The sequence below is a fragment of the Providencia lanzhouensis genome (assembly GCF_050469745.1).
Classification (GTDB): Bacteria; Pseudomonadota; Gammaproteobacteria; order Enterobacterales; family Enterobacteriaceae; genus Providencia; species Providencia lanzhouensis.
The window spans coordinates 442431-466679 of the sequence record NZ_CP174123.1 but is presented as its reverse complement, the minus strand read 5'-3'; the positions used below and the strand labels follow the sequence as shown (position 1 = coordinate 466679).

At 42.2% G+C, this 24249-nt stretch carries 18 protein-coding genes; 4 read left to right on the top strand and 14 right to left on the bottom strand.

Annotated elements, in window-relative coordinates:
• Position 1 precedes the first annotated feature (1 nt).
• The 3 genes from ACIH2S_RS02090 to ACIH2S_RS02080 form a co-directional block, all read right to left on the bottom strand.
• Complete coding sequence (locus ACIH2S_RS02090) at positions 2 to 739, bottom strand: fimbria/pilus periplasmic chaperone (RefSeq protein ID WP_108479282.1); 738 nt, start codon at positions 737 to 739, stop codon at positions 2 to 4.
• A gap of 34 nt (positions 740 to 773) precedes the next feature.
• Positions 774 to 3263 (bottom strand): fimbria/pilus outer membrane usher protein, encoded by a 2490-nt coding sequence (locus ACIH2S_RS02085; protein ID WP_036955388.1) that lies wholly within the window; start codon positions 3261 to 3263, stop codon positions 774 to 776.
• Between the two features lie 92 nt (positions 3264 to 3355).
• Positions 3356 to 3934 (bottom strand): fimbrial protein, encoded by a 579-nt coding sequence (locus ACIH2S_RS02080; RefSeq protein WP_036955392.1) that lies wholly within the window; start codon positions 3932 to 3934, stop codon positions 3356 to 3358.
• A gap of 965 nt (positions 3935 to 4899) precedes the next feature.
• On the opposite strand from ACIH2S_RS02080, the gene zur reads away from it, so the two are divergent.
• A complete protein-coding gene (zur, locus tag ACIH2S_RS02075; protein WP_036955395.1) occupies positions 4900 to 5415 on the top strand; it encodes a zinc uptake transcriptional repressor Zur in 516 nt (171 codons plus the stop codon).
• Positions 5416 to 5573: 158 nt separating this feature from the next.
• Here the strand turns inward: zur and lexA are convergent, their stop codons facing one another.
• Positions 5574 to 6191: a transcriptional repressor LexA gene (gene lexA / locus ACIH2S_RS02070; protein ID WP_108479281.1), complete on the bottom strand. Its 618-nt coding sequence runs from the start codon at positions 6189 to 6191 to the stop codon at positions 5574 to 5576.
• Between the two features lie 137 nt (positions 6192 to 6328).
• Positions 6329 to 6703 carry a diacylglycerol kinase gene (locus ACIH2S_RS02065; RefSeq protein WP_430248004.1) on the bottom strand — a complete coding sequence of 125 codons (375 nt, stop codon included), beginning with the start codon at positions 6701 to 6703 and terminating at the stop codon, positions 6329 to 6331.
• Between the two features lie 124 nt (positions 6704 to 6827).
• Here ACIH2S_RS02065 and plsB point away from each other — a divergent pair, with 124 nt between their 5' ends.
• Positions 6828 to 9332 (top strand): glycerol-3-phosphate 1-O-acyltransferase PlsB, encoded by a 2505-nt coding sequence (plsB, locus tag ACIH2S_RS02060; RefSeq protein WP_430248003.1) that lies wholly within the window; start codon positions 6828 to 6830, stop codon positions 9330 to 9332.
• 78 nt (positions 9333 to 9410) lie between these two features.
• Here plsB and ubiA read toward each other — a convergent pair whose 3' ends face one another.
• From ubiA to pgi, 3 genes are all read right to left on the bottom strand, one after another.
• Positions 9411 to 10265 carry a 4-hydroxybenzoate octaprenyltransferase gene (gene ubiA / locus ACIH2S_RS02055; protein WP_036955408.1) on the bottom strand — a complete coding sequence of 285 codons (855 nt, stop codon included), beginning with the start codon at positions 10263 to 10265 and terminating at the stop codon, positions 9411 to 9413.
• Between the two features lie 74 nt (positions 10266 to 10339).
• Entirely contained in the window at positions 10340 to 10843 is a 504-nt protein-coding gene (ubiC, locus tag ACIH2S_RS02050; RefSeq protein WP_036955412.1) for a chorismate lyase, read from the bottom strand.
• A gap of 305 nt (positions 10844 to 11148) precedes the next feature.
• The gene (gene pgi / locus ACIH2S_RS02045; protein ID WP_108479277.1) at positions 11149 to 12795 is read right to left on the bottom strand and encodes a glucose-6-phosphate isomerase; all 1647 of its coding nucleotides are present in this window, start codon (positions 12793 to 12795) and stop codon (positions 11149 to 11151) included.
• Between the two features lie 359 nt (positions 12796 to 13154).
• On the opposite strand from pgi, the gene lysC reads away from it, so the two are divergent.
• Positions 13155 to 14522, top strand: coding sequence for a lysine-sensitive aspartokinase 3 (gene lysC / locus ACIH2S_RS02040; protein WP_036955418.1), 1368 nt, complete (start codon positions 13155 to 13157; stop codon positions 14520 to 14522).
• A 90-nt stretch (positions 14523 to 14612) separates the two neighbouring features.
• Here lysC and ACIH2S_RS02035 read toward each other — a convergent pair whose 3' ends face one another.
• The 4 genes from ACIH2S_RS02035 to metH form a co-directional block, all read right to left on the bottom strand.
• Positions 14613 to 14858, bottom strand: a complete 246-nt coding sequence (locus ACIH2S_RS02035; RefSeq protein WP_036955421.1) for a hypothetical protein — start codon at positions 14856 to 14858, stop codon at positions 14613 to 14615.
• A 339-nt stretch (positions 14859 to 15197) separates the two neighbouring features.
• Entirely contained in the window at positions 15198 to 16754 is a 1557-nt protein-coding gene (locus ACIH2S_RS02030; protein ID WP_036955425.1) for an SEL1-like repeat protein, read from the bottom strand.
• Between the two features lie 195 nt (positions 16755 to 16949).
• Positions 16950 to 17537 (bottom strand): hypothetical protein, encoded by a 588-nt coding sequence (locus ACIH2S_RS02025; protein ID WP_036955429.1) that lies wholly within the window; start codon positions 17535 to 17537, stop codon positions 16950 to 16952.
• A gap of 72 nt (positions 17538 to 17609) precedes the next feature.
• A complete protein-coding gene (metH, locus tag ACIH2S_RS02020) occupies positions 17610 to 21293 on the bottom strand; it encodes a methionine synthase (RefSeq protein WP_108479274.1) in 3684 nt (1227 codons plus the stop codon).
• A gap of 261 nt (positions 21294 to 21554) precedes the next feature.
• On the opposite strand from metH, the gene iclR reads away from it, so the two are divergent.
• Positions 21555 to 22385: a glyoxylate bypass operon transcriptional repressor IclR gene (iclR, locus tag ACIH2S_RS02015; RefSeq protein WP_036955435.1), complete on the top strand. Its 831-nt coding sequence runs from the start codon at positions 21555 to 21557 to the stop codon at positions 22383 to 22385.
• 56 nt (positions 22386 to 22441) lie between these two features.
• Here iclR and ACIH2S_RS02010 read toward each other — a convergent pair whose 3' ends face one another.
• Positions 22442 to 23329 (bottom strand): N-acetylmuramoyl-L-alanine amidase, encoded by an 888-nt coding sequence (locus tag ACIH2S_RS02010; RefSeq protein WP_036955437.1) that lies wholly within the window; start codon positions 23327 to 23329, stop codon positions 22442 to 22444.
• 328 nt (positions 23330 to 23657) lie between these two features.
• Positions 23658 to 23936: a helix-turn-helix domain-containing protein gene (locus tag ACIH2S_RS02005; RefSeq protein WP_036955440.1), complete on the bottom strand. Its 279-nt coding sequence runs from the start codon at positions 23934 to 23936 to the stop codon at positions 23658 to 23660.
• Between the last annotated feature and the right edge of the window lie 313 nt (positions 23937 to 24249).

Below are 24249 nucleotides of genomic sequence, written 5' to 3'. Positions count from 1 at the left end.
CTTATTTTCTAGGTACGACAGAACACTCAACCGCGCTGCAGTTAAATTTCAAGTCAATCGTACCGCCAAAATCGTTGAGATATACTAAGGTTGGTGATGCCCCGATATCCCCTGTATTTTTTCCTAAGCTAGTTTCACCACGTGGTGGAACCATAATAGGTTCAAAATCGGCAACTTCTGTCTTACCTTTGCTGAGTTTAGTGACTGATAGGAAGTAAGGGGTTGGGTTTTTAACGACATATCCACTACCCTGTTTCACCAGTTTAATATCGTTTTCTTGAGGAATAGTTTCCATTCTATCTTTCGTTGCAATCGCAGCGGGACGATAGAACAGTTTAATTTTTGTTTGTAACGCAATTTGTAATACATTGGCTTTCTCACTGCGCGGTGGTATTTCTCGCACGTTTAGGTAATAAACGCTTTCCTGATCTTTCGGTAATTTAGCGATAGCAGGTACAGACTGAATTTTAATTTGGCTTTTTGAATCCGCCTCAAGTCGGTGTACTGGCGGAGTCACAATAAAAGGTGAATTTACTTTTTCATCTTTATCATTTTCTATCCATGCTTGCGCCAAATAAGGGCTGGTTTTGTGTTCATTACTTAAACCTACGCTCACTGATTTATCGCCCTCGTTGTAAATCACACGAGTTCTATCAATAGCAATGGCTGCATAAGCTGATTGAGCCAATAATGAGGCACTTAAAATAGCGACCGCATTGCGTTTAGTTAATAAATTCATATATTCACCGTTGACGTTAAAAATTTTTTTTTAATTATTTACATGGCAGTAAAACATCATGCTCCATGTTGCTATCTAATTTTTCAGGCAGTTGAATATGGCATGAAGTATCATCACCCCATGTCACATCAAGCGACTCTGATGGGTTAACACCCGCTAAGTAAACAAAACCTTTATCTGAAATAATTCCGACTTCTATTTTTTTCGCATTTTTCACTGAAGCCCCAAATGGTGGATAGCTTCCATCAGCTAAGCTGATAATTCCCATTAATTTTTCACCCGTGATGACATTGAATTTACGGTAACCAATGGCACCTTCTGTCAGAGTTGCATACTGTGTGGATTGCAGCGCTTCTGCATTATCCGGCACATTTTTCAGATCAATATTTAAGTTATTACGGTTATAGTCCATCACACTGGTGACCACCGCTTTACCGTAACGGTTAGTTTTTATTGGTGTTACTCCATTTAAGATGGGTACATCTGCGACACCATTAGTATCGACTAATATTCTGGATCCGCCACGAACTGAGTTATTACGGTGTATCGCGCCACCTTCAGGTGTCATCGTCATACCGCCTTTTAACTGCATAGAAACGGCGGTTTGGTTATCCTGAATATAGGTACCACTCAAATTCAGCTGGCTTCTATCGCCATCGTAACTATATGTACCCGCGGTCGTGACTTTATCTTTATCCCAGTTACCTGCAGATACAGAGTAAGAAGAGCGATTATCAATTCGGCTATAATAGTTAACGTTATTAGAGTTATTCCCCCCAGAAAAGGAACTGGAATAACTTATGCTCGACTCATTTTTATTTAATGGGATCATGAGGTTTAAATAAACGCCATCATCATCACGGTCACGTGATTTCGTTTTATAAGCTGTTAAACTCAGGCTGATATTTTTTACTTTGCCAATATCAAAATAGTTTGAAAGCGTAAAGTTATACTGGTTGGTTGATGCTCTATTCCAATAGGTTTGGTGCGAATAGTTCAAATACATATTGGCGTTATAATCCGGGAACGCCGTACCAAAAATAATGGTATAAAGTTCTTTACCGCTATCGACCTTATCGCCTTTATAGCGACGGTCAATAAACTGACTCATTGACATATAATTTCGTTCAGAGAATCGATAACCCGCAAACGTAATCTGGCTGTTAATTTCATCAAACTGCTTAGAATACGTCAGGTTATAAGAGTTACCGGTTAACGTTTCATTGTCATCCAGTCGCCCCATTTGCGCGCGAGAAATGTTGATGTTTCCCGATAAAACACCAAATGGCGCAAAGTCACGACCTAAACCAAATGCAACGTTTTGATATTCAGATGATGCCTGTAAACCACCATAAACCGTGATATTGTTTGTCGCCCCCCAAGAGAGCGATCCCATGCTAAATGCAGGGCCTTGAGTATCATGGTCATCTTTTGTCGGTTTACCCATCACAAATTGATAAATCAGCTGACCAGGGCGTGTCAACGTACCCAGTCGAGAGGTTTCCACTCGATAGCTGCTTGTTGTGCCATCTTGCTCTTGAATCACTACATCCAGCGTACCGCCACCGAATGAGTTCACATCCTGAATACGGAATGGACCAGGGCTAACTTCTGTTTGATAAATAATACGACCATCTTGTTTTACCATGACTGTCGCATTCGTTTTTGCAACACCCGCAATTTCAGGCGCATAGCCTTGTAAGCGAGGTGGCAGCATGGATTCGTTGGTTTCTAAACTCGCACCAAGATAACGAATACTGTCAAACAGGTTTGACGCTAAATATTGCTCCCCGATCGTCAAACGCGCACTCAGTGAACGAATCGCTCTATAGGCGTATAATTGGTTCCAAGACCATGATTTACTACCTTTATTCAGCTCACCGTTTTGAGTTTGCCAATCGGCACGCAAACGCCATGCACCGAAGTTTGCACCCATTGTCCCTGTGGCCGTCAGACCTGATTTCGTTCCTTTATCGCCGGTTTGTCTATTAACAACGCGTCCTGTCGCGTTATAGTCAATAAATGCACCCATAATCCCGTCATCCCAACGAGATGGTGGGTCCCAATCAGGGTCTGAGTACTCCATGTAGGCCTGAGGAATATTGAACTGTACAACGTTCTTTGCCAAATCCCCTTGAATGGTCATATCCGGAACTGAGCGAATATCCAAACATTTTCCATCATCTAGCCATTTGACTTGGCTATTCCACTCCTTTTTTAATCCCAATAATGCATAAATTTCAGGCGTGATACATGCCAACGAAACTTTGTCGTCGTAATTAGGATTAAAAAAGGTGATAGGTTGTTCCATAGAAACTTTAGCGCGGTTAACTTCAATCGCTAAAGAGTAATCCCCAGGAGGGACATAGTTGGCATGAGAGAACTTACTGAAGTCGACGTTTTCTTTACCTTCAGAATCAATGAAGTCGGTGTTAAAATCAACGGCCTCTTCAGAGAATGCAACCATTGGCGTTAACATTAAAAGCATTAATTTTGTAATTAGATTTAGCTTCATGCTTTTCATTAACTATGCGCCTATACAAACAAATACAGTGAAGACGATATAAGAAATATGGCGTATGACTACGCCATATTGTTCTCTATAGGAACTGACTATTATTGGTAAACAATTTTGAAGTTAGCTACAGTGTCAAAACGACCTGTAGTAGCTTTTTGAGTTGGATCTTCGTTACCTTTAACGTACGCTGCGAAGTGCAGAGTAGTTTGTGAACCGTCACCATTGTTTAACGCGTAGCCGTCACCAGTACCTGGGAATGCTTTACCGAATTCAACGATTTTGTCAGCGCCGTTAGTGATTACGATACCAGCGTTTTTAACTTTACCGCCTAAGCCCAGTAAGTCACCAGTGAAGCCTTGGAAACCGTTTACTGTAGAACCAGTAAATGTGATTTTTGCGTTTTTGTAAGTTTCAGTAGAGCAGTTTTTCAGAACGATATCGAACGCTTTACTGTCTGAACGGAATTGGTTAGAAGTCAGTTCGTGTAACGCGATTTCGCCGAATTCAACTAATTGCTTCAGGTTGTCAGCATCGATTGAACATGGAACGTCGTTAATGAAACCAGTAAAACGGATTTCACCTTGTGAGCTTTCTACTGGATCAGCAGCTAAAGCAACACCTGAAACGCCAACACCTAAACCTAAAGCTAGAGTTAATGCTAATTTATTCAGTTTCATAAAAGTTTTCCTTTAAATGAGTAGGAACTGCTATTTCTCTTTTTCTCTTTCCTGTTTCCACTGATGCAAAATTAAGTCTATTTACTTAATCAGTGCACCCTTGAAAATTCCTCTAGCTTTCCTACTTGATGAATTTCATTCAGGTTAGAGATTTTTTTATATAAACGAGCTCCATCTCATTTATGTGATTTAAAAAACAGAAATCATTAAGCCAACATTCTCACTTCTAAATTAATTACTGAGTCATTCATTAATTAATTAAAATTGATATAGAACACTAAATGAATTCTGATAACTACCTTGTGATATTTTCTGATGTCAATTCTACATACGTGACATATGTTGTCAAAAACCACCCAAATGAAGCGTTGACTTGGTTTTTTATATCGACAAAATGCACAAAGACAACTTTTATCCACTGAATGAGTAATTAAATCTAAAGAAATGATGAATTACTTAGAAAGATTTATATGAAGACTTCATTTTGCATTTATAAAAATGTCTAAATATTGCAAAAAACCTATAAATATAAAAATCTATATTTATATTTAAATACAACTTAATAAACCGAACAGATGTAAATTTATTAGATTTAACATCTATCCAGTGTCTTTTTCGCGTCAGTAATCGCTACATAAGAAACAAGGGGTAAGATAAGTCTTAATTAAAATCAACGCTAAATAGTAACAATGAATTTCAATAATTGTTTTTATTTGGTTAAATTTAACACCCAATGATTAACTAAAATGTAGCAATTAATGATTTATTTAAAATAGAAAAAACCATCTCTTAAATAAGGAGTTCATTTTTTATTAATGTTGCCTTTATTAAAGTTAAAATTGCGTATTCAATTTAGTAAAAAATTGTTTATTTCATCACCACCATTTCAAACACAACAGAAATGGAAGTTATGGTAAACTAAACAGTAATAAAAACTTGAAGCTATCTAGGTGGGGCCAAACAAGATGAAAACAATCAGTGAAGACATGCTGCTTACGACGGCCGAACGTATTTGTCAGTCTCGAGGCGTGCGTTTGACCCCACAAAGAGAGACTGTTCTGCGATTAATTGCGCAGCAACACGGTGCGATCAGTGCTTATGATCTACTAGATTTACTGCGTGAAATAGAGCCTCAGGCTAAACCCCCTACCGTTTATCGCGGTTTAGAGTTCCTCATGGAACAAGGATTTATTCATAAAATTGAATCCACAAACAGCTATGTGGTTTGTCACCATGTGGATAATCCAAGCCATATTTCAGTGATGTTGATTTGCGATAATTGTGGCAATGTGACCGAAAGTGACTGCACGACTATCGAACAAGCGATTAGCACACTAGCGGAAGAAAATCATTTTCATCTCAGGCATACGGTGGTAGAAAACCATGGTTTATGTCAAAAATGTTTTGAGATTTCCAATTGCCAAGATCATGAACACTGTGAGCATAACCATCACGCCACGGTCAGTTCAAAAAAGAAGTGATATAGAATAAGTGGTCTACAGGAAGTAAAATAAAGGAAGCTATATAGCAACATGGAAGATGGCTATATAAAGAAAAACAGTATGAAAATAGCTATATAAAGAAAGGCTATTCAAAAAATAGAGATATTGAGTCTGCTGCCAGACTCAATATCTCATCATCAATGCCAATCACTGTTACGGATAACCCCAACAGCCAGGCCTTCAATGGTAAAATTCTGTTCGCGCAAATCAACCACGATTGGTGCAAAATCAGCGTTTTCAGCAATAAGTTCAACGCGATTACCTTGTTGCTTAAAGCGTTTAACCGTGACTTCATCTTCGATACGCGCCACAACAATTTGCCCATTATGGACATTCTGCGTTTTATGTACCGCAAGTAAATCACCATCCATAATACCGATATCTTTCATCGACATACCATTTACGCGTAATAAAAAATCTGCGTGTGGTTTAAATAATTCTGGGTCAACTTGGTAATGGCTTTCAATATGTTCTTGCGCAAGCAATGGTTCGCCGGCAGCAACACGTCCAATCAGAGGAAGCCCTAAATCTTCGGATTCTTCTTCTAACAACAGACGAATGCCTCTGGAAGCTCCAGAAACAATTTCAATTACCCCTTTACGAGCTAAGGCTTTTAAATGTTCTTCTGCCGCATTAGGCGAACGAAAACCCAAACTTGCTGCTATCTCAGCGCGTGTTGGTGGCATGCCCGTTTGCGAAATGTGGTCACGCACCAGATCGTAAACTTGCTGTTGTCGAGCTGTCAGTGCTTTCATCCCATTCCCCTGTTTGTTTATACAGTCAGACTGTGAGTATATACAGGTAAATGGGTATTGGGAACTGTTAAATTAGCCAAAATCTGCTTTTGTTGATGAATTTCTGGCTTTTTATCGCTTTTACTGTTTTTAGCCCACTAAACCGCAAAATAACGCGCCCATAATACGGTTCCCCAGATAAACAGTGCCAATCCTATCGTGACGAACACGGCTGCGGAGCCGATATCTTTCGCTCGCCCAGATAATTCATGGTATTCACTGCCAATACGATCAACAACCGCCTCAATTGCACTGTTAATTAACTCAACAATAGCGACTAACACAACTGAACCAATCAACAAAATCCTGTCAATTTGGCTAATATCCAAGCAAAAAGCTATAATTATCGCAATGATAGCAGCAATCGCTTCTTGACGAAATGCAGCTTCATTTACCCATGCTGCTTTTAAACCTTTAAGGGAGTATCCAGCCGCTTTGATGACCCGAGTGAGTCCCTTAGTTTGACTTGCCATATTTTTTCCTTAATTTCTAAACAATAATCAACTTTTGCAGTCAAAGTGAATTATCGATAACAGATCTAAACATTGCTTTCTGATATGATTGCGCAGCATTACTAACAAGAGGCTATAATCATTTATGTCACTATGGCGTAAAATATATTACAACACGTTGAATTTACCACTGAAATTATTGGTAAAAAGTAAACTAATCCCAACGGACCCGATAACAGAGTTACAGCTTGACCCAGGCAAGCCAACGCTGTACGTCTTGCCATATCACTCAAAGTCCGACCTGCTCACGCTTCGCCAACAATGCTTAGCGATTGGTTTACCTGATCCGCTCGTGGATAACGACATCAATGGCACCAAGCTTCCAGCCTATGTGTTTATTGATGATGGTCCGCGCGTGTTCCGCTACTACTCCCCAGATCCACGTAAAGAGTCAGTAAAAATATTCCATGCGTATCTGGATTTGCATAAAAACAATCCAAATCTTGATATTCAAATGCTACCTGCATCCGTCATGTTTGGACGTGCGCCGGGTCGCGAAGGGCATAAGCCTGCCCCGCTAAAACTCTTAAACGGTGTGCAAAAATTCTTTGCAGTCCTGTGGTTAGGGCGCGATAGTTTTGTGCGTTTTTCTCCGAGCATTTCTCTTGGCCAGATGGCACAAGAGCATGGCACTGATACCATCATTGCCAACAAACTTGCTCGCGTAGCACGTATTCATTACTCTCGTCAGCGTTTAGCTGCGGTCGGGCCAAAACTGCCTGCCCGTTATGAGCTATTTAATAAGCTGCTATCCTCTAAAGCGATTGAAAAAGCCGTTGAAGACGAAGCGCGCAGTAAAAAAATCCCATTACAAAAAGCCCAGCAAAATGCCGTGGCGATGATGGAAGAGATTGCTGCTAACTTCTCTTATGAAGCAGTGCGACTGACTGACCGTGTACTCGGTTGGACATGGAACCGCTTATACCAAGGGATCAATGTTCAACATGCTGAGCGCGTTCGCCAGCTGGCGCAAGATGGTCACGAAATTGTGTATGTGCCCTCTCACCGTAGCCATATGGACTACCTGCTGCTTTCTTATGTGCTTTATCACCAAGGCTTGGTGCCACCACACATTGCGGCGGGTATTAACCTTAACTTTTGGCCAGCCGGTCCTATTTTCCGCCGTTTAGGCGCGTTCTTTATTCGCCGTACGTTCAAAGGTAATAAACTCTATTCCACCGTATTCCGCGAATACCTCAGTGAGCTATTTGCTCGCGGCTATTCGATTGAATACTTTGTGGAAGGAGGTCGTTCACGTACAGGTCGCTTACTGGAACCGAAAACCGGTACCTTGTCGATGACCCTACAAGCGATGCTACGCGGAGACTCCCGCCCTATCACCATCGTTCCTATCTATATTGGTTACGAGCATGTGATGGAAGTAGGAACTTACGCAAAAGAGCTGCGTGGCGCTGAGAAAGAGAAAGAAGGCTTCTTCTCCATGGTACGTGGTCTGCGTAAACTACGTAATTTGGGTCAAGGTTATGTGAACTTTGGGCAACCAATTTCACTGACCCAGTACTTAAATAACCGCGTACCAAATTGGCGTGAATCTATCGACCCGATTGAACCACAGCGCCCGAGCTGGTTAAACCCAACCGTCAGCAGCTTAGCCGATAACATTATGGTGAATATCAATAATGCGGCAGCTGCCAACGCGATTAACCTATGTTCAACGGCATTGTTGGCTTCACGTCAGCGCTCGCTCACCCGTGAACAACTGCTTGAACAAATCGAGTGCTATCTACAGCTACTGCGCAATGTACCTTACACTGCCGATGCAACTACGCCGAACAAAACGGCTGAAGAGCTGCTTGAACACGCTTTGCAGATGAACAAGTTTGAAGTCGAAAAAGACAGCATGGGGGATATTATTATTCTGCCACGCGAAAATGCCGTCTTAATGACCTATTACCGTAACAATATTCATCACTTACTGGTTCTGCCTTCGCTTATCGCCAGCATTGTGCTGCACCATGAGCGCATTAGCCGTGATGCAATCCACCAGCAAGTTGCGCTGATTTATCCATTCCTGAAAGCTGAGCTGTTTATGCGTTATGACGCAAATGCGCTTACGGAAACAGTGGATACATTGATTGATGAGCTGAATAACCAACAACTGATCTGCTTGAAAGATGAGAATATGGTGGTGTTAAATCCTCGCCGTATCCGTCCGTTACAGCTACTGGCAGCTGGTGTTCGTGAAACACTGCAACGCTACGCCATTACACTGTCATTGCTCAATGCAAGCCCAGAAGTCAGCCGCAATACGTTAGAGAAAGAGAGTCGTATGCTCGCGCAGCGTCTGTCCGTTCTGCACGGTATTAACGCCCCTGAATTCTTTGATAAAGCCGTGTTCTCAACACTGGTCGATACCCTCAAAGAAGAAGGCTATATCGACAATAACGAGAATGATATTTTCTCGACGAATGCGAAGAACTTGTACGCCGTGCTTGCACGCTTGATGTCACCGGAAATCCGTCTGACCATTGAGAGCGTTAGCCAAACTGAAGAACTTTATGCACCAAAACCAGCGCCGAAAAATACGCCGGAAAGTGCTGATGAAAACTCAGAAACCTCGCAAGAGTAATATCGCAACTCAATGATATTCAGCAATAAAAAAGGGTAATGCATCTGCATTACCCTTTTTCTTATCCCGTTTTAGCGGTTAAAAATAACTAATCACCATACCGATAAACAGAATAAAGCCAACATAGTTATTATTCATAAACGCTTTGAAACACGGTGCTCGTTCTCGGTTCACCATCAATTGCTGTTGATAAACAAACAGCGCAGCGGCTAGCACTAACGAACCATAATAAACCATGCCTAAGTTAGCTAATGAGCCAATCACCACCAGCAAGCCAACCATCACAATTTGCAGCAAACCAATAATCAGCTTGTCATATTGACCGAACAGAATCGCCGTTGATTTCACGCCAATTTTTAAATCATCGTTACGATCGACCATGGCATACTGCGTGTCATAAATCACTGACCAGATGATATTCACTAAAAACAGTAACCAACAAACTAGTGGTAAGGACTCACTAACTGCTGAGAATCCCATCGGGATTGACCAGCCAAATGCAGCGCCCAAGACTACTTGAGGCAAATGGCTCACACGTTTCACAAACGGGTAGATCCACGCTAGCGCTAAGCCTGCGACCGATAACCAGATGGTCATGGTATTCAGACTCAATACCAATAAGAAAGAGAGCCCTACCAACGCAGCAAATAGAATTTTTGCTTCTTTTTCCGTAACATCACCGCTAGGCAGTGGTCGGTGTTTAGTTCTTTCTACATGCCCATCGAAATTACGATCAGCAAAGTCATTGATAACACAGCCTGCGGCACGCATTAAAAATACACCGGCCGTAAAGACAATCAGAATATGCAAACTTGGCGTGCCTTGGGCGGCAATCCACAGCGCCCAATAGGTTGGCCACAGTAATAACAGTGAGCCAATAGGTCTATCAATACGCATTAAACGGCTGTATGCATGCCATTTACTTAGCGCCATACTTCCCTCCACGTTATCGTGCTCCTTTATGCTTCTATTTTACCCATAAACGTTATTTGAATTATGTTAGATAGTTATCTATATGCAGGTGATTCAGGTAAAAATATTTCGGTTAATAATAATGGTTTTTGGGACAATCTAAGTAGGGAGCGGCGTACCCAGCGGTCAGCGCTGGATCCCATTTCAATATAATCTCGGGTTAGGTTTTCATGACTAAAGAGGTAGCGCCCTAATGGGACACGCCCAATATCCACTAATTTTTTGTCATTATCAGTGAGCGTCTCTTCTGGGATCAGCGTTCTGCCAATCAACCAAGGGATATTATCCCCATACATAATCACTTCCCGTAGCCAATAACGCTCACTAATTGGTAAGCATTTTTGTTCGTCGGCGGTGAGCATATCCAGTGAGATATAGCGTTCTAAATAAGGTATTACCGTCACTTTCTGACTATGCTGCTCAAACCGCTTGGTCATCGACCCTTGCTCTTGCAACCAATCTAATACACTTTCAGGAACACTCTCGTCGCCCTCTTCTAACCAGTTTATCGGGTGAGAGGTAAAAATCGTTTCAGGCATTCAATCAAATTCCACCATAGTAATTATGGTTATCCCCTGATTGCTACTCAAGCTTGTTAACGTCTAGCGTATTAAAGCCACAACCAGCATCGTTCATCTAAATTATTGGGCGATAGAATAGCACGTTGTTATTGTGCAAGGTTAAAGATAGATAACAATTTATATAAAAAGTCGCTAATTCAACACAAATTGTAAAAATTTTGTGAAAAATATTTGATTTATAATGAGTTAGCTTAAAAATCGTATTTTATTAGGATACTAATAGCCTGCCAATTACAGGCTATTAGTCGCTTAAAAAAACGCCATTAACGCCAGTTTTTATAGCAATTAATCAGCCCATTGGTAGAGCTATCATGGCTCTCTACCGCTTGGCTATTTTCCAATTCAGGCAGAATACGGCTCGCCAGTTGCTTACCTAATTCAACCCCCCATTGGTCAAAGGTGAAAATATTCAAAATTGCACCTTGGGTAAAGATTTTATGCTCATACATAGCGATCAGCGCCCCTAATGAATACGGAGTGATCTCTTTAAGTAAAATAGAGTTAGTTGGGCGGTTGCCTTCAAACACTTTGTAAGGCGCCACATATTCCATCTCTTTGACAGTTTTACCTTGCGCAGCAAATTCAGCATCCACCACTTCACGGGTTTTACCGAAGGCTAATGCTTCCGTTTGTGCAAAGAAGTTAGACAGCAACTTAGCGTGGTGATCCCCCAGCGGGTTATGTGTCACTGCCGGCGCAATAAAGTCACATGGGATCATTTTTGTCCCTTGGTGAATTAACTGGTAAAACGCATGTTGCCCGTTAGTTCCCGGTTCACCCCAAATAATCGGACCTGTTTGGTAAGTGACTGCATTGCCATTACGGTCAATATATTTCCCGTTTGATTCCATATTGCCTTGTTGGAAATAGGCGGCAAAGCGATGCATGTATTGGTCGTATGGGAGAATCGCTTCAGTTTCTGAACCAAAAAAGTTGTTGTACCAGATGCCGATCAGCGCTAATAAAACAGGGATATTGCTTTCTAGAGGCGTTTGCGTGAAGTGCTTATCCATTGCGTGAGCACCGCTCAGTAATTGAACGAAATTCTCATAACCGACGGATAAGATGATAGACAAACCAATCGCTGACCACAGAGAGTAACGACCACCAACCCAATCCCAGAATTCAAACATGTTATTGGTATCAATACCAAATTTTGCGACTTGTTCGCTGTTCGTTGAAAGCGCCACAAAATGCTTCGCAATATGTTTTTCATCTTTGGCAAACGTCAATAACCACTCACGCGCTGAATGCGCATTGGTCATGGTTTCTTGCGTCGTAAATGTTTTCGATGCAATCAGGAATAACGTAGTTTCAGGATTGAGATCCTTCAATGTTTCTGCAATTTGAGTACCATCAACGTTAGAAACAAAATGCATATTTAAATGGTTCTTATAAGGACGTAGCGCCTCAGTCACCATAAATGGTCCCAGATCTGAACCACCAATCCCAATGTTCACCACATCAGTAATGGCTTTACCGGTGTATCCTTTCCACTCGCCACTGATAATGCGTGCGCTGAATTGCTGCATTTTTTCCAGTACCGCGTTCACTTCTGGCATCACATCTTTGCCATCCACCAGCACTGGGGTATTGTCGCGGTTACGTAATGCGGTATGCAGCACAGCACGATCTTCAGTGCGGTTGATTTTCTCACCACCGAACAGACTTTTGATTGCATCTTCCAGTTGCGTTTCTTTGGCTAATGCCAAAAGTTTGTCCAATGTCTCTTGTGTAATACGGTTTTTGGAGAAATCCACTAAGATTTGGTCATCAAAAGTGGCTGAAAACTTCGTAAAGCGCTGTTTATCTTGTGCAAATAAGTCACGCATATGCACATTTTTCATGTCTGCATAATGCTGCTCTAGCGCTCGCCATGCCGCCGTCTGGCTTGGATTGATACTTTTCATGGATAACACCTCCAAAACAATTTCAAATAATAATAGATTGTAACTCGCCGAGGACACGAAGCTTATCGGTTTTCTGCGTTCTCATAATCTGCTGTTGTTAGGTCTATTCTCCCAAACCTAACGGCCACTGTCATCTCATCCCAAAAATGATATTGAGAAAACCGATAATCATTTGCCCATCATTAGAATTACTGATTTACCTCGATTCATTATTGACGATACGTGCCAAAGTCGATAAATCTATTACTCCAACGTATTTCAAGCTGTTGATGTCGTGCCGTATTCGGCCTGCGCCGCAGGAATTATTTTGGGTTCATGCATTATTTAAAGATAGGCGGTTTAATTAAAGGGATTGGAAAATGAATACAGTAGCTGGCAGTAATCAGTTTGTTATCGCAAAATTCGGCGGCACAAGCGTCGCTAACTTCGACGCCATGAATAAAAGTGCAGATATCGTACTGGCAAATGATCAAGTTCGTGTGGTTGTGCTTTCTGCAAGTGCAGGGATCACCAACTTACTCATTGAACTCGCTGAAGGCTGCGACACTGATAAACGCAATGAGCTACTGCAAAGAGTCAAACAGACTCAGTATGACATTATCGAACACCTGCAAACTGCGAACGTTATTCGCGAAGAAATCGACCGTCTACTTGAGAACATCGCTCATTTAGCTGATTCCGCCTCTCTTGCCACTTCTGATGCCTTAACGGACGAAATGGTCAGCCACGGTGAGATTATGTCCACATTACTGTTTGTGGAAGTATTGCGCCAGCGCGGGGCATCCTCACAATGGTTTGATGTCCGTAAAGTGATGAGAACCAATGAAAGCTTTGGTCGTGCTGAGCCGGATCTTGAACAGCTACAAGTGCTCGCACAGCAGCAATTACTTCCACGCTTAGCCGAATCGATTGTTATCACTCAAGGGTTTATTGGGCGTGATGCCAAAGGGCGCACTACCACACTAGGGCGCGGAGGAAGTGACTATACCGCTGCCTTACTGGCTGAAGTATTGAACCTATCCCGCGTAGATATTTGGACGGATGTACCCGGCATTTACACCACCGATCCTCGCGTGGTGCCGAATGCCCAAAAAATCGATGAAATCGCCTTTGATGAAGCCGCTGAAATGGCAACTTTCGGAGCAAAAATTCTGCATCCAGCCACGTTATTACCCGCAGTGCGTGCGGGGATCCCTGTATTCGTCGGCTCGAGTAAAGCCCCAGAAGCAGGCGGGACGATTGTCAGCGACCAAACGGAAAACCCTCCGCAATTTAGAGCGCTCGCATTACGCCGCAAACAAACGTTACTGACCTTGCACAGTTTGAAAATGCTGCATGCACGTGGTTTCCTGGCAGAGATTTTTACTATCTTGCTGCGCCATAATATTTCCGTGGATTTGATCACCACGTCGGAAGTGAGTGTCGCACTGACATTAGATACAACGGGCTCAACAGGCACTAATGGTAGCTTGCTGACTAATGCCTTAATGACCGAATTATCCGCGCTGTGCCGTGTAGAAGTGGAAGAAAACCTGGCTCTGGTGGCGATTATTGGTAACCAACTTTCACAAGTGAACGGGCTCGGCAAACAGATTTTCGGCGCGTTGGAATCCTTTAATATCCGTATGATCAGCTACGGTGCTAGCAGCCATAATATTTGTCTGCTTGTGCCAGGTAACGACGCGGAAGAGATTGTTCGCACACTGCACAATAATCTTTTTGAGTGATAGCGGATAGCTAACCATAAATAATAGCAATCCATAAACGATAACGGGCAATCTTTTGATTGCCCGTTTGACTTGCTAATAAAAATAAATTTAACGACTTAGGAAAGAGGTAATCAGCCCACTAAACGTCGACTCACCTGCAAAAGCATAAGTGCTTTTTAGCTCTTCTCCGCGAATATCTGCAAAGCGCGCTAACGCTAATTCTTTGCTATTCGCCTCAATCTCTTCAAACTGCTTTTGGTAACCCATATTCACTAACTCGGTAGCATTTTGGGTTTCAGTCATCTCTAACGCAACAACTTCGTCAGATTTAATAAAAAAACAATAAGTGCTCATTTAACACCTCATTTTTTCATGCTCAAAAAACAACTAAACTCGTTCTAATCTAATGGAGAGATTTACAACAAAGACTCAACAAAGAACCAGTTAATAAAACTATACTTCATTATTTAGCTAAATAAAAATAGCTTCCTAATTCACAAAGATTAATAAATTTTATGGTGTAGAAATACGTAATTATCTTAAAAGAAAGAGTAAGAAAGTAATTTTTAAGAATATCAAAATGATATTTGTCATTACGATGAAAACAGCAAAATAGATAGAGATGATTAAAAGCCAATAGTATTAATAAGGTTATTGGCTTTTAAATGAAATGGAATGGATTCTTTCAGTGATTCATTTTTTAGAAGGCAATGAATTTTTTACACTTTCTGTATATTGCAGCATATTCGCTTTTGCATTATGGTCTTTTTGCAATAATGCTAAGTTATTTTTTGCGGTCACATTACCCAGTTTATCCGCACGCTCAAACCACATAATAGCGCGGAAAATATTTTTACTGCCACCTTCTCCTCGGGCATACATTACGCCGAGGTTATTTTGCGCATCACTGTTTTCTTTGAATGCCGCAGACTCCAAAAGCTCCCGTGCTTTTTGGCTATCTTGCTGAACCCCAGTTCCAGTCAGATAAAAAATCGCTAACTGGTTTTTTGCTTCCATATTGTCTTCTTTAGTAACTTCCAGCCACTTCACAATCTGCTGGATCTCAACATCTTTCAACTGACCTGCCAGATATAAATTCGCTAACTTTAATTGTGCGTCGACAATATCTGAATCCGCTAATTCGATATACCACTGGGTCGCTTTCGCCATATCCGGTTTAACGCCGCCAAGGCCTTTTTCATAATACTCAGCGACTTTCATGGCGGCTTCAGCAGATTCATTATCCGCTGCCATTTGGTACCACTTGAAGGCTTCGCTCAGGTCTTGCCCAACGCCATCGCCTGTCTCATACGCTTGCGCTAACGCATATTGAGCCGAAAATTCACCTTGGTTTGCCGCGCGCTTATACCAGTAAACGGCTTGGTAGTTATTTTGCTCAACGAGCGGATGACCTTTGCTGTAAAAGTCTCCCATATTTTTTTGTGCAACTGGGGAGCCCATGTTCGCGGCTTGGCGATACAGGTAAATCGCCGTATCCTCATCTTTTTCCATGCCTTCGCCATTTTCATACATCACGGCTAAGTTGTTCACGGCAGAGGCTACGCCATTACGTGCACTGCGCTCATACCATGTAAAAGCTTTATTGTAGTCAATATCACCACCAAGCCCATCATGGTAGAACAACCCAATGGCAAACTGTGCATACTCTTGCTCTTGTTCTGCGGCCTCATAATACCAAGCGCGAGCTTGTTTATAGTCTTTTTCGACACCTAAACCACGCTCAAATAAATAGCCCATCGCATATTGGCAGTATGCATCGCCTTTTTCGGCGCATTTACGATACCAATTACCCGCTTGCTCATAATCCTTTTTGCGCTGTGCCAGCATCCCGATGTAGTAATCACCATCATTGCTATTTAAATCAGAAGCTTTCTTAAACCAGTAATAGGCTTTATTTTCATCGGAATCGAGAAAGTCTGTGCCATCCAAATAAGCGACACCCACGTCAATCATGGCATCAACTTTACCCGCATTGGCCTCTTTAATACTGCTTTGAAAATCGGTTGGAAGGTTGCTTGGCTCAGTCACTTCAAGGGCTTTAGGTAAAGGTTCAACTAAAGCGGAGTCCGCCTGAGGCGTCAAAACCACAGGGGTGATAATTGGGTTGGAAGATTGGTTAGCAGCCGCTTTGGTTGGCTGGTTATGAAACGAACCCGACTCTATTGGCTCTGCTTGCACATAAGGGGCACAGATAATGCAGAAACTAAATAAGAGAGAGGGTAATTTCATGACATTTACTCACAGCTTGGCATTGACCACTGCTATATAAGATATCATTCCCATACAAAAATCATAAGGACTATAAGCAGAAAATAACCAAATGATGTGAATTTTTAAGAAAATAATTTGGGTGATTATCGTAATTGGTTATAAAACGAGCTAATCACCCTCTAATTAATAATTAAATTGTCTTAATGCCCAAAATTAATTAACGCGATATCCACCATGCTTACTGGCAAATAAATTAAACTTACCCCACTCAATTAAAATCAATTCCAATTTTTGATGGCTAATTTTGCATAGCGTCGATATTTGGGAAACCACAAAATGGTTTTCACCCACTAATTCTTCTGAAAATACCTCGGCAATTAATCCACTCTCTTTCGCTGTAATTAACCAGCCATCATTGGTCGCAAATTTATGAACCGGAACCATACCTTCTTTGGTACTTTCTTTAGAGAGTAACTTATCTTCTGCTTGTTGAGCTTGATAAAACGCATCGATTTCCTCTTGTGAAGGGATCGGCTCAACCCGCTCTTGGTTTTCCAAGAACAGATAAATTTCTTCTGCTCTTGCTGGCGTTAACTCGCTTCTTAACCAAATTTGGTTAAAGCAATGTTCCGTCAATGAATCTTCAGTATCCAATTTGTCCATGATTTGCAAAATACTCATCATGGCACTCACCGCGTCTTCGCTCATCATAAATGTCTCTGGCGCGGCGCTATTTTGGATCTGATAAGGATAAACTACCGAGGACGGCAGTTTTCCTTCAATTATAAATTCATAGCTCATCATTTGCTCCCAATAGATTTCCTACCTATAAGATGGAGGCGAATAACTGAAAAATCAATCTTATGGATCAAATCAATCTTCTGGGTCATAGCCTAAGTTTGGCGCTAACCAGCGTTCTAATTCTGCGACAGTCATTCCTTTGCGTTTGGCATAATCTTCAATTTGATCTTTTTGCACCTGTGCCACCGCAAAGTATTTACTATCAGGGTGACTAAAGTACCAACCCGACACCGAGGCTCCCGGCCACATGGCGTAAGAGCTAGTCAGTTTCATACCAATTTTGTCTTCCACATTCAGAAGTTGCCAGATTTTTTCCTTTTCTGTGTGTTCAGGGCAAGCGGCATAACCCGGCGCAGGGCGAATGCCTTGATAATTCTCACGGATCAACTCTTCGTTACTCAACGCCTCTTCTGACGCATAGCCCCAATACTGAATTCTGACTTGTTGATGCAGATATTCTGCAAAGGCTTCTGCTAAGCGATCAGCCAAGGCTTTCACCATGATTTTATTATAATCATCGTGGGTATTTTCATACTGCTGGGCCAACTCATCCTCTTCTAACCCGCCAGTCACGGCAAATGCACCAATATAATCCGCTTTACCGCTCTCTTTAGGTGCCACAAAATCGGATAAACAGTAGTTCGGAAAATCGGTTTTCAACGTTTGTTGGCGTAAATTAAGTGCCACCGCTTGGACTTCATCCCGAGCATCGGAACGATAGATTTCCACATCATCCACCACGCGGTTTGCTGGGAAAATTCCAAAAATCCCTTTTGGCGTCAGTAAGTTTTGGCTTTCCAACGTGTCGAGCATCGCATTGGCATCAGACAACAATTTGCGCGCCTCTTCCCCGACCACTTCATCTTCGAGAATTCGCGGGTATTTACCAGCCAATGACCATGTCATAAAGAATGGTGTCCAATCGATATAGTCACGCAATGTTTTAATGGAAGCCGTCACTTCTTGAACGCCTAGGAATTTAGGAACCGGCGGCTGGTACTGTTGCCAATCAATATTCACCCCATTAGCGCGAGCGGCTTCTAATGTAACGGGTGGCGTTCTTGGTTTTTTGCGCCCATGTTGCAGGCGAACCGTCTCATACTCACGACGCGTTCGGGCAACAAACTCGGCTTTTTGGGTTGCTGAAAGTAATGCAGCGACGACCCCCACCGTACGGGATGCGTTCTGCACATAGACCGTAGGTCCTGAATAGTTTTGCTCGATTTTCACCGCAGTATGAGCTTTCGAGGTCGTTGCGCCTCCAATCAATAGTGGTAAGGTAAACCCTTGTCGCTCCATCTCCTTTGCCACATGCACCATCTCATCCAATGACGGCGTAATCAGACCCGATAAACCGATAATATCGACGTTTTGTTCCCGGGCGGTTTTTAGGATCGTTTCACACGGCACCATGACGCCTAAATCAATGATTTCATAGTTATTACACTGTAAAACGACACCTACGATATTTTTGCCAATGTCGTGTACGTCCCCTTTCACCGTCGCTAGTAATACTTTACCTGCACTGCTTCCCGACTGTTTTAGCTCCTGAATATACGGCTCTAAGTACGCCACGGCTTGCTTCATCACGCGGGCGGATTTCACCACTTGGGGCAGGAACATTTTTCCTTCACCAAATAAGTCACCCACCACGTTCATGCCGTTCATTAGCGGGCCTTCAATCACTTCGATCGGGCTTGACGCACGTTGGCGAGTCTCTTCCGTATCTTGGATAATAAATTCCGTAATCCCTTTCACTAGCGAGTATTCAAGCCGTTTTTCCACTTCCCAGCTGCGCCATTCCGCTTGTTGAACTTGCTGCTCCTGTCCTCCTGTTCCACGGTATTTTTCAGCCAGTTCCAGTAGCTTTTCAGTGCCGTCTTCTCGGCGATTGAGGATCACATCTTCTACCGCGTTTTTTAGCTCGGCGGGAAGATCGTCATAAATGGCCAGTTGCCCCGCATTGACGATCCCCATATCCATCCCATTGCGGATCGCGTGATACAGGAAAACAGCGTGAATTGCCTCACGCACCGGATCATTGCCTCGGAATGAGAAAGAGACGTTAGACACCCCACCTGAGATCAACGCATGGGGCAGTTGATCTTTGATATCTTTACAGACTTCAATAAAATCAACAGCATAGTTATTATGCTCTTCAATCCCCGTAGCAACTGCAAAAATATTCGGGTCAAAAATAATATCTTCAGGTGGAAAACCGACCGTTTCCGTTAATATTTGGTATGCGCGGCGGCAAATTTCGATTTTACGCTCGCGGGTATCAGCTTGCCCCACTTCATCGAACGCCATGACCACCATTGCCGCACCATATTTACGGACTAATTTGGCGTGTTCAATAAAGGCATCTACCCCCTCTTTCATGGAGATGGAGTTCACGATCCCTTTGCCTTGGATGCACTTCAGCCCTTTTTCGATCACGTCCCATTTCGAGGAGTCGATCATAATAGGCACTCGTGCAATATCAGGTTCTCCCGCGATCAAATTCAGAAAACGCACCATCGCCGCGTGGGAATCTAACATGCCCTCATCCATATTGATGTCGATGATCTGCGCGCCGTTTTCCACTTGTTGGCGAGCGATATCAAGGGCTTCTTGGTAATTTTCTTCTTTAATTAAACGCTTAAATTTTGCAGAGCCTGTGACGTTAGTGCGCTCACCAACGTTCACAAATAGAGATTGCGCACCAATATTCAGCGGTTCTAAACCGGATAACCGACATTCCACAGGTAATTTTGGTAACTGGCGAGGTTTTAGTCCCTCAACGGCTTGTGCCATTTTTTGGATGTGAAGTGGCGTGGTACCACAGCATCCACCGACGATATTTAAAAAGCCAGCCTCCGCCCATTCGCGGATCTGCTGCGCCATATTTTGGGCATCAAGATCGTATTCACCGAATGCATTCGGTAACCCTGCATTGGGGTGAGCGCTAACATAGCACTCTGAAATACGAGATAATTCAGCGATATATTGACGCAGTTCATCAGGTCCCAATGCGCAATTAAGCCCAAATGATAACGGCTGAGAGTGGCGCAATGAGTTGTAAAATGCTTCCGTAGTTTGCCCCGATAAAGTTCGCCCCGAAGCATCGGTGATAGTCCCTGAAATCATCACAGGCAAGTGGATCCCAAGGGATTCAAATTCAGTTTCTACGGCAAAAATCGCCGCTTTTGCATTTAATGTGTCAAAGATAGTTTCGATCATGATCAGATCGACACCACCCTTAATCAGCGATCGTGTGGATTCACGATACGCGTCCACCAGCAGATCAAACGTCACGTTGCGATAGGCCGGATCATTCACATCAGGGGAGATCGATGCTGTACGGTTTGTTGGTCCCAGAACCCCAGCCACATAACGCGGTTTTTCTGGGGTTTTACATGTCCACTCATCGGCACATTCACGAGCAAGGCGAGCTGCGGTTTCATTTATTTCCGCAGAAAGTGCTTCCATTTTATAATCCGCCATCGCAATGGTGGTGGAGTTAAACGTATTGGTTTCAACAATATCCGCCCCTGCCGCAAAATATTGGCTATGGATATCGCGAATAATCTCAGGCTGAGTTAGCACAAGTAAGTCATTGTTGCCTTTCAAATCACTTGGCCAATCTGCAAAACGCGCGCCGCGAAACTGCTCTTCAGAGAGTTTATGGCGTTGGATCATCGTTCCCATCGCACCATCTAGGACGAGAATTCTATTTTTTAATTGTTGTTCTAATTGGTTTTTCTTGCTGGACACTGCACTGTCCTCCTGAAAATGATAATCCCTCGGCTTAATCTGCCCCATGCTGTGACTTCGCACAGCTAAATCGTCAATGAATTGAAACTAAACTAAATTTGTATGAATCACATCCTACCATAACTTCAGAAGAGAAAATTCGTCGTTATGATGAGAGTTTTTCAGGTTGCCAAAGATCGACTTTTTGCTGATCCGATGAGTATTTTTGAATGAAATCATTCATAATAGAAACGAATACTCATTCCTGTCAGGAGACACTTGATGGCGGCTACACCCATTACTAAAAAAATAAAGAAGGCAAAAGGACCTGCGAGTGGCGCTACGGCTGCCGGACAAGTTCAATCCTTAAGCCGTGGACTGACGCTTTTGGAATACATTTCTGAATCAACTGGGGGGATCGCCCTCACCGATTTAGCCCTTCAAGCTGGTTTACCTAATTCCACGACTCACCGCTTATTAATGACCCTCGAACAGCACGGTTTTGTGCGCCAGACAGGGGATCTTGGGTTGTGGGTCATCGCTTCTCATGCCTTTATCATCGGCAGTAGCTTCCTTGAAAGTCGTAATTTATTAGCCCTTGTCCATCCAATATTACGCCGTTTGATGGAAGAATCTGGCGAAACCGTCAATTTAGCGATTTTGGATCACACAGAATATGACGCTGTGATTGTTGACCAGGTGCAATGTAATGCGTTAATGCGCATGTCTGCCCCAATTGGCGGAAAGCTGCCATTACATGCATCGGGTGCAGGAAAAGCGTTTATTGCCAATTTGCCTGAAGAGCAGCTAATTCCATTACTGGGCAAAAAAGGCTTACATGCCTATACACCGCATACATTAACTAATCCATCAGCATTGAAAGAAAATCTGCAACAAGCTAAAAAACAAGGATTTTCTTATGATGATGAAGAGCATGCGCTGGGGTTAAGATGTATTGGTGCCTGTATTTATGATGAGCATAAAGAGGCATTTGCCGCGATCTCAATTTCTGGACCACTTTCGCGGATCACCGATGATCGGGTAACAGAGCTGGGAGCGATGGTGATCAAAGCCGCTAAAGAAATCAGCCATGAATATGGCGCTAATCGCTAGCAAGCAAAAGTGCGGGATCTCCCCGCACTTCTTAAATTAATCATGTTACTGGCGGGCTAATCACCCTGTTGATTGGACGCACTTTCCGATTTATTCGATTTCAAAGATTGTTTGAACTTCGGCATATTGCGATATTTTTCAATCAAGGCTAAAGCGATAGCTTCCGTTTCTGCATCTGCCCGCCCATCAATATCCCGTGGACGATAATGCATTTGGAATGCACGTAACGTCTGTTTCGTTTCTTTATCTAATTTTCCTGTCAGTGGGATCCCTGCATAGCCATAAAATTTCAATGCTTTTTGTAGGTTTAACACACTGACAGATGCATTAATCTGCCGCCCTGCTAAATACTTATTAACGGTTTGAGGGTCTGGCCAAGCGCCAATCCCATGCAGCGCTAATGATTGCCACGGGAATGCACGACCCGGATCTTGTTTACGCAGCGGGGCGATATCACTATGGCCAATGACATTTTCTGGAGGAATGTCATAACGTTGCATAATGTCTTTCAATAGCGGGATCAACGCATCTATCTGCGAGTCATTAAAAGGCGGCCAGATATCTTGACCATTTTTTCTCACCAAACCTTCATTAACGATTTCAATACCAATCGAGCTATCATTAAGCCCGTGATGATATTGCCAACGGCTATCCCCTGCATGCCACGCTTTCAAGCGCTCAGGAACAAGTTGTAAAATGACAGGCTGACCATTTTTTTGTGCAGGTTGACTAGGAATGAGGTAATGGGAACTCACCTTTCCTTTCGTTAATATTTTAATTGAGTGGGCATCATCAGAAACAGTGTAATGCAGAACAATAAATTGAATACGCTCGCTGGTATTCTGTGACGGGTAACTCTGATCGAGATAGTAACCCGTTTTTGAAGGTGTCGTTGAACAACCGACAAGTAGGAATATGACAAATATCCATATTGCCCTAGCCATTTAAAACTGCCCTTTTTCCATGTTGAATTGTCGCACATTTAAGCACACCGACCTCGATAAAACCATGAGAACTTTGCGCAAAGAATCGTCTTAAATATGAACAAATATTAAAAAAAGCGTAAATTAAATGAATCAAAAAAACAAAATATGAATACTTTTATAAAAATAATCTAATTGAATTTAATCGTTATCTGCTTTTATCATTTAAAAGCAGAATCATCAGATTTATGAAATTTAATTAATACGTTAAAGATAGCATTAATAATTAAAATCATTTAATCATTGTAGTTTTATTAATCTATAAGATTTTAAAATAAGATAAAATAAATTAAAAACTCGCTAACGCTAGCTCACTTGAATTAATCCTCTCTTTCTCAAACTGACGTGCAATCATAGTGGTAATTTCATGAATATCAATTTCAAGTAAAATAGCAATCTCGATTAATTTATCTAAACTTAGCTTGTTAACACCCAATTCATATCGAGATACCTGCTGCTGGCTAAGCTGAATAATAGCCGCCAACTCCTGTCCTGATAACCCTTTACGTACCCTAGCTTTACGAAGATGATTGCCAAGCAAAGCATAAATATTTTGTTTTTCTGACATGTACACGCTCACCTCAATATAAAGAATCTAATCAAACATTAATGGGCATTATAAAAACAATCTATTTTTTTTAAAATAGATAAAAACAATCGAATTAACTATTATTGATAGGAATTTAAGGTGTCATTATGATTTTAATTTTTAATCTTTACTACTCTGGGTTGTAATTCATTGCTTTATAAAATATTTTTTTAATATCAGTAGTTGTTTTAACCATGTGAAACTATTATTAAAACATCTCTAATTTAATAATGTCTTACAATTTACACGGTTATGGCAATGATTAGTAACTAAAAATCACTTGTACTTACGA

What these genes read in the sequence shown, in the direction of transcription:
- ACIH2S_RS02090 (WP_108479282.1), bottom strand. Translation starts at nt 739, where the DNA reads ATGAATTTATTAACTAAACGCAATGCGGTCGCTATTTTAAGTGCCTCA.
- ACIH2S_RS02085 (WP_036955388.1), bottom strand. Translation starts at nt 3,263, where the DNA reads ATGAAAAGCATGAAGCTAAATCTAATTACAAAATTAATGCTTTTAATG.
- ACIH2S_RS02080 (WP_036955392.1), bottom strand. Translation starts at nt 3,934, where the DNA reads ATGAAACTGAATAAATTAGCATTAACTCTAGCTTTAGGTTTAGGTGTT.
- zur (WP_036955395.1), top strand. Translation starts at nt 4,900, where the DNA reads ATGAAAACAATCAGTGAAGACATGCTGCTTACGACGGCCGAACGTATT.
- lexA (WP_108479281.1), bottom strand. Translation starts at nt 6,191, where the DNA reads ATGAAAGCACTGACAGCTCGACAACAGCAAGTTTACGATCTGGTGCGT.
- ACIH2S_RS02065 (WP_430248004.1), bottom strand. Translation starts at nt 6,703, where the DNA reads ATGGCAAGTCAAACTAAGGGACTCACTCGGGTCATCAAAGCGGCTGGA.
- plsB (WP_430248003.1), top strand. Translation starts at nt 6,828, where the DNA reads ATGTCACTATGGCGTAAAATATATTACAACACGTTGAATTTACCACTG.
- ubiA (WP_036955408.1), bottom strand. Translation starts at nt 10,265, where the DNA reads ATGGCGCTAAGTAAATGGCATGCATACAGCCGTTTAATGCGTATTGAT.
- ubiC (WP_036955412.1), bottom strand. Translation starts at nt 10,843, where the DNA reads ATGCCTGAAACGATTTTTACCTCTCACCCGATAAACTGGTTAGAAGAG.
- pgi (WP_108479277.1), bottom strand. Translation starts at nt 12,795, where the DNA reads ATGAAAAGTATCAATCCAAGCCAGACGGCGGCATGGCGAGCGCTAGAG.
- lysC (WP_036955418.1), top strand. Translation starts at nt 13,155, where the DNA reads ATGAATACAGTAGCTGGCAGTAATCAGTTTGTTATCGCAAAATTCGGC.
- ACIH2S_RS02035 (WP_036955421.1), bottom strand. Translation starts at nt 14,858, where the DNA reads ATGAGCACTTATTGTTTTTTTATTAAATCTGACGAAGTTGTTGCGTTA.
- ACIH2S_RS02030 (WP_036955425.1), bottom strand. Translation starts at nt 16,754, where the DNA reads ATGAAATTACCCTCTCTCTTATTTAGTTTCTGCATTATCTGTGCCCCT.
- ACIH2S_RS02025 (WP_036955429.1), bottom strand. Translation starts at nt 17,537, where the DNA reads ATGAGCTATGAATTTATAATTGAAGGAAAACTGCCGTCCTCGGTAGTT.
- iclR (WP_036955435.1), top strand. Translation starts at nt 21,555, where the DNA reads ATGGCGGCTACACCCATTACTAAAAAAATAAAGAAGGCAAAAGGACCT.
- ACIH2S_RS02010 (WP_036955437.1), bottom strand. Translation starts at nt 23,329, where the DNA reads ATGGCTAGGGCAATATGGATATTTGTCATATTCCTACTTGTCGGTTGT.
- ACIH2S_RS02005 (WP_036955440.1), bottom strand. Translation starts at nt 23,936, where the DNA reads ATGTCAGAAAAACAAAATATTTATGCTTTGCTTGGCAATCATCTTCGT.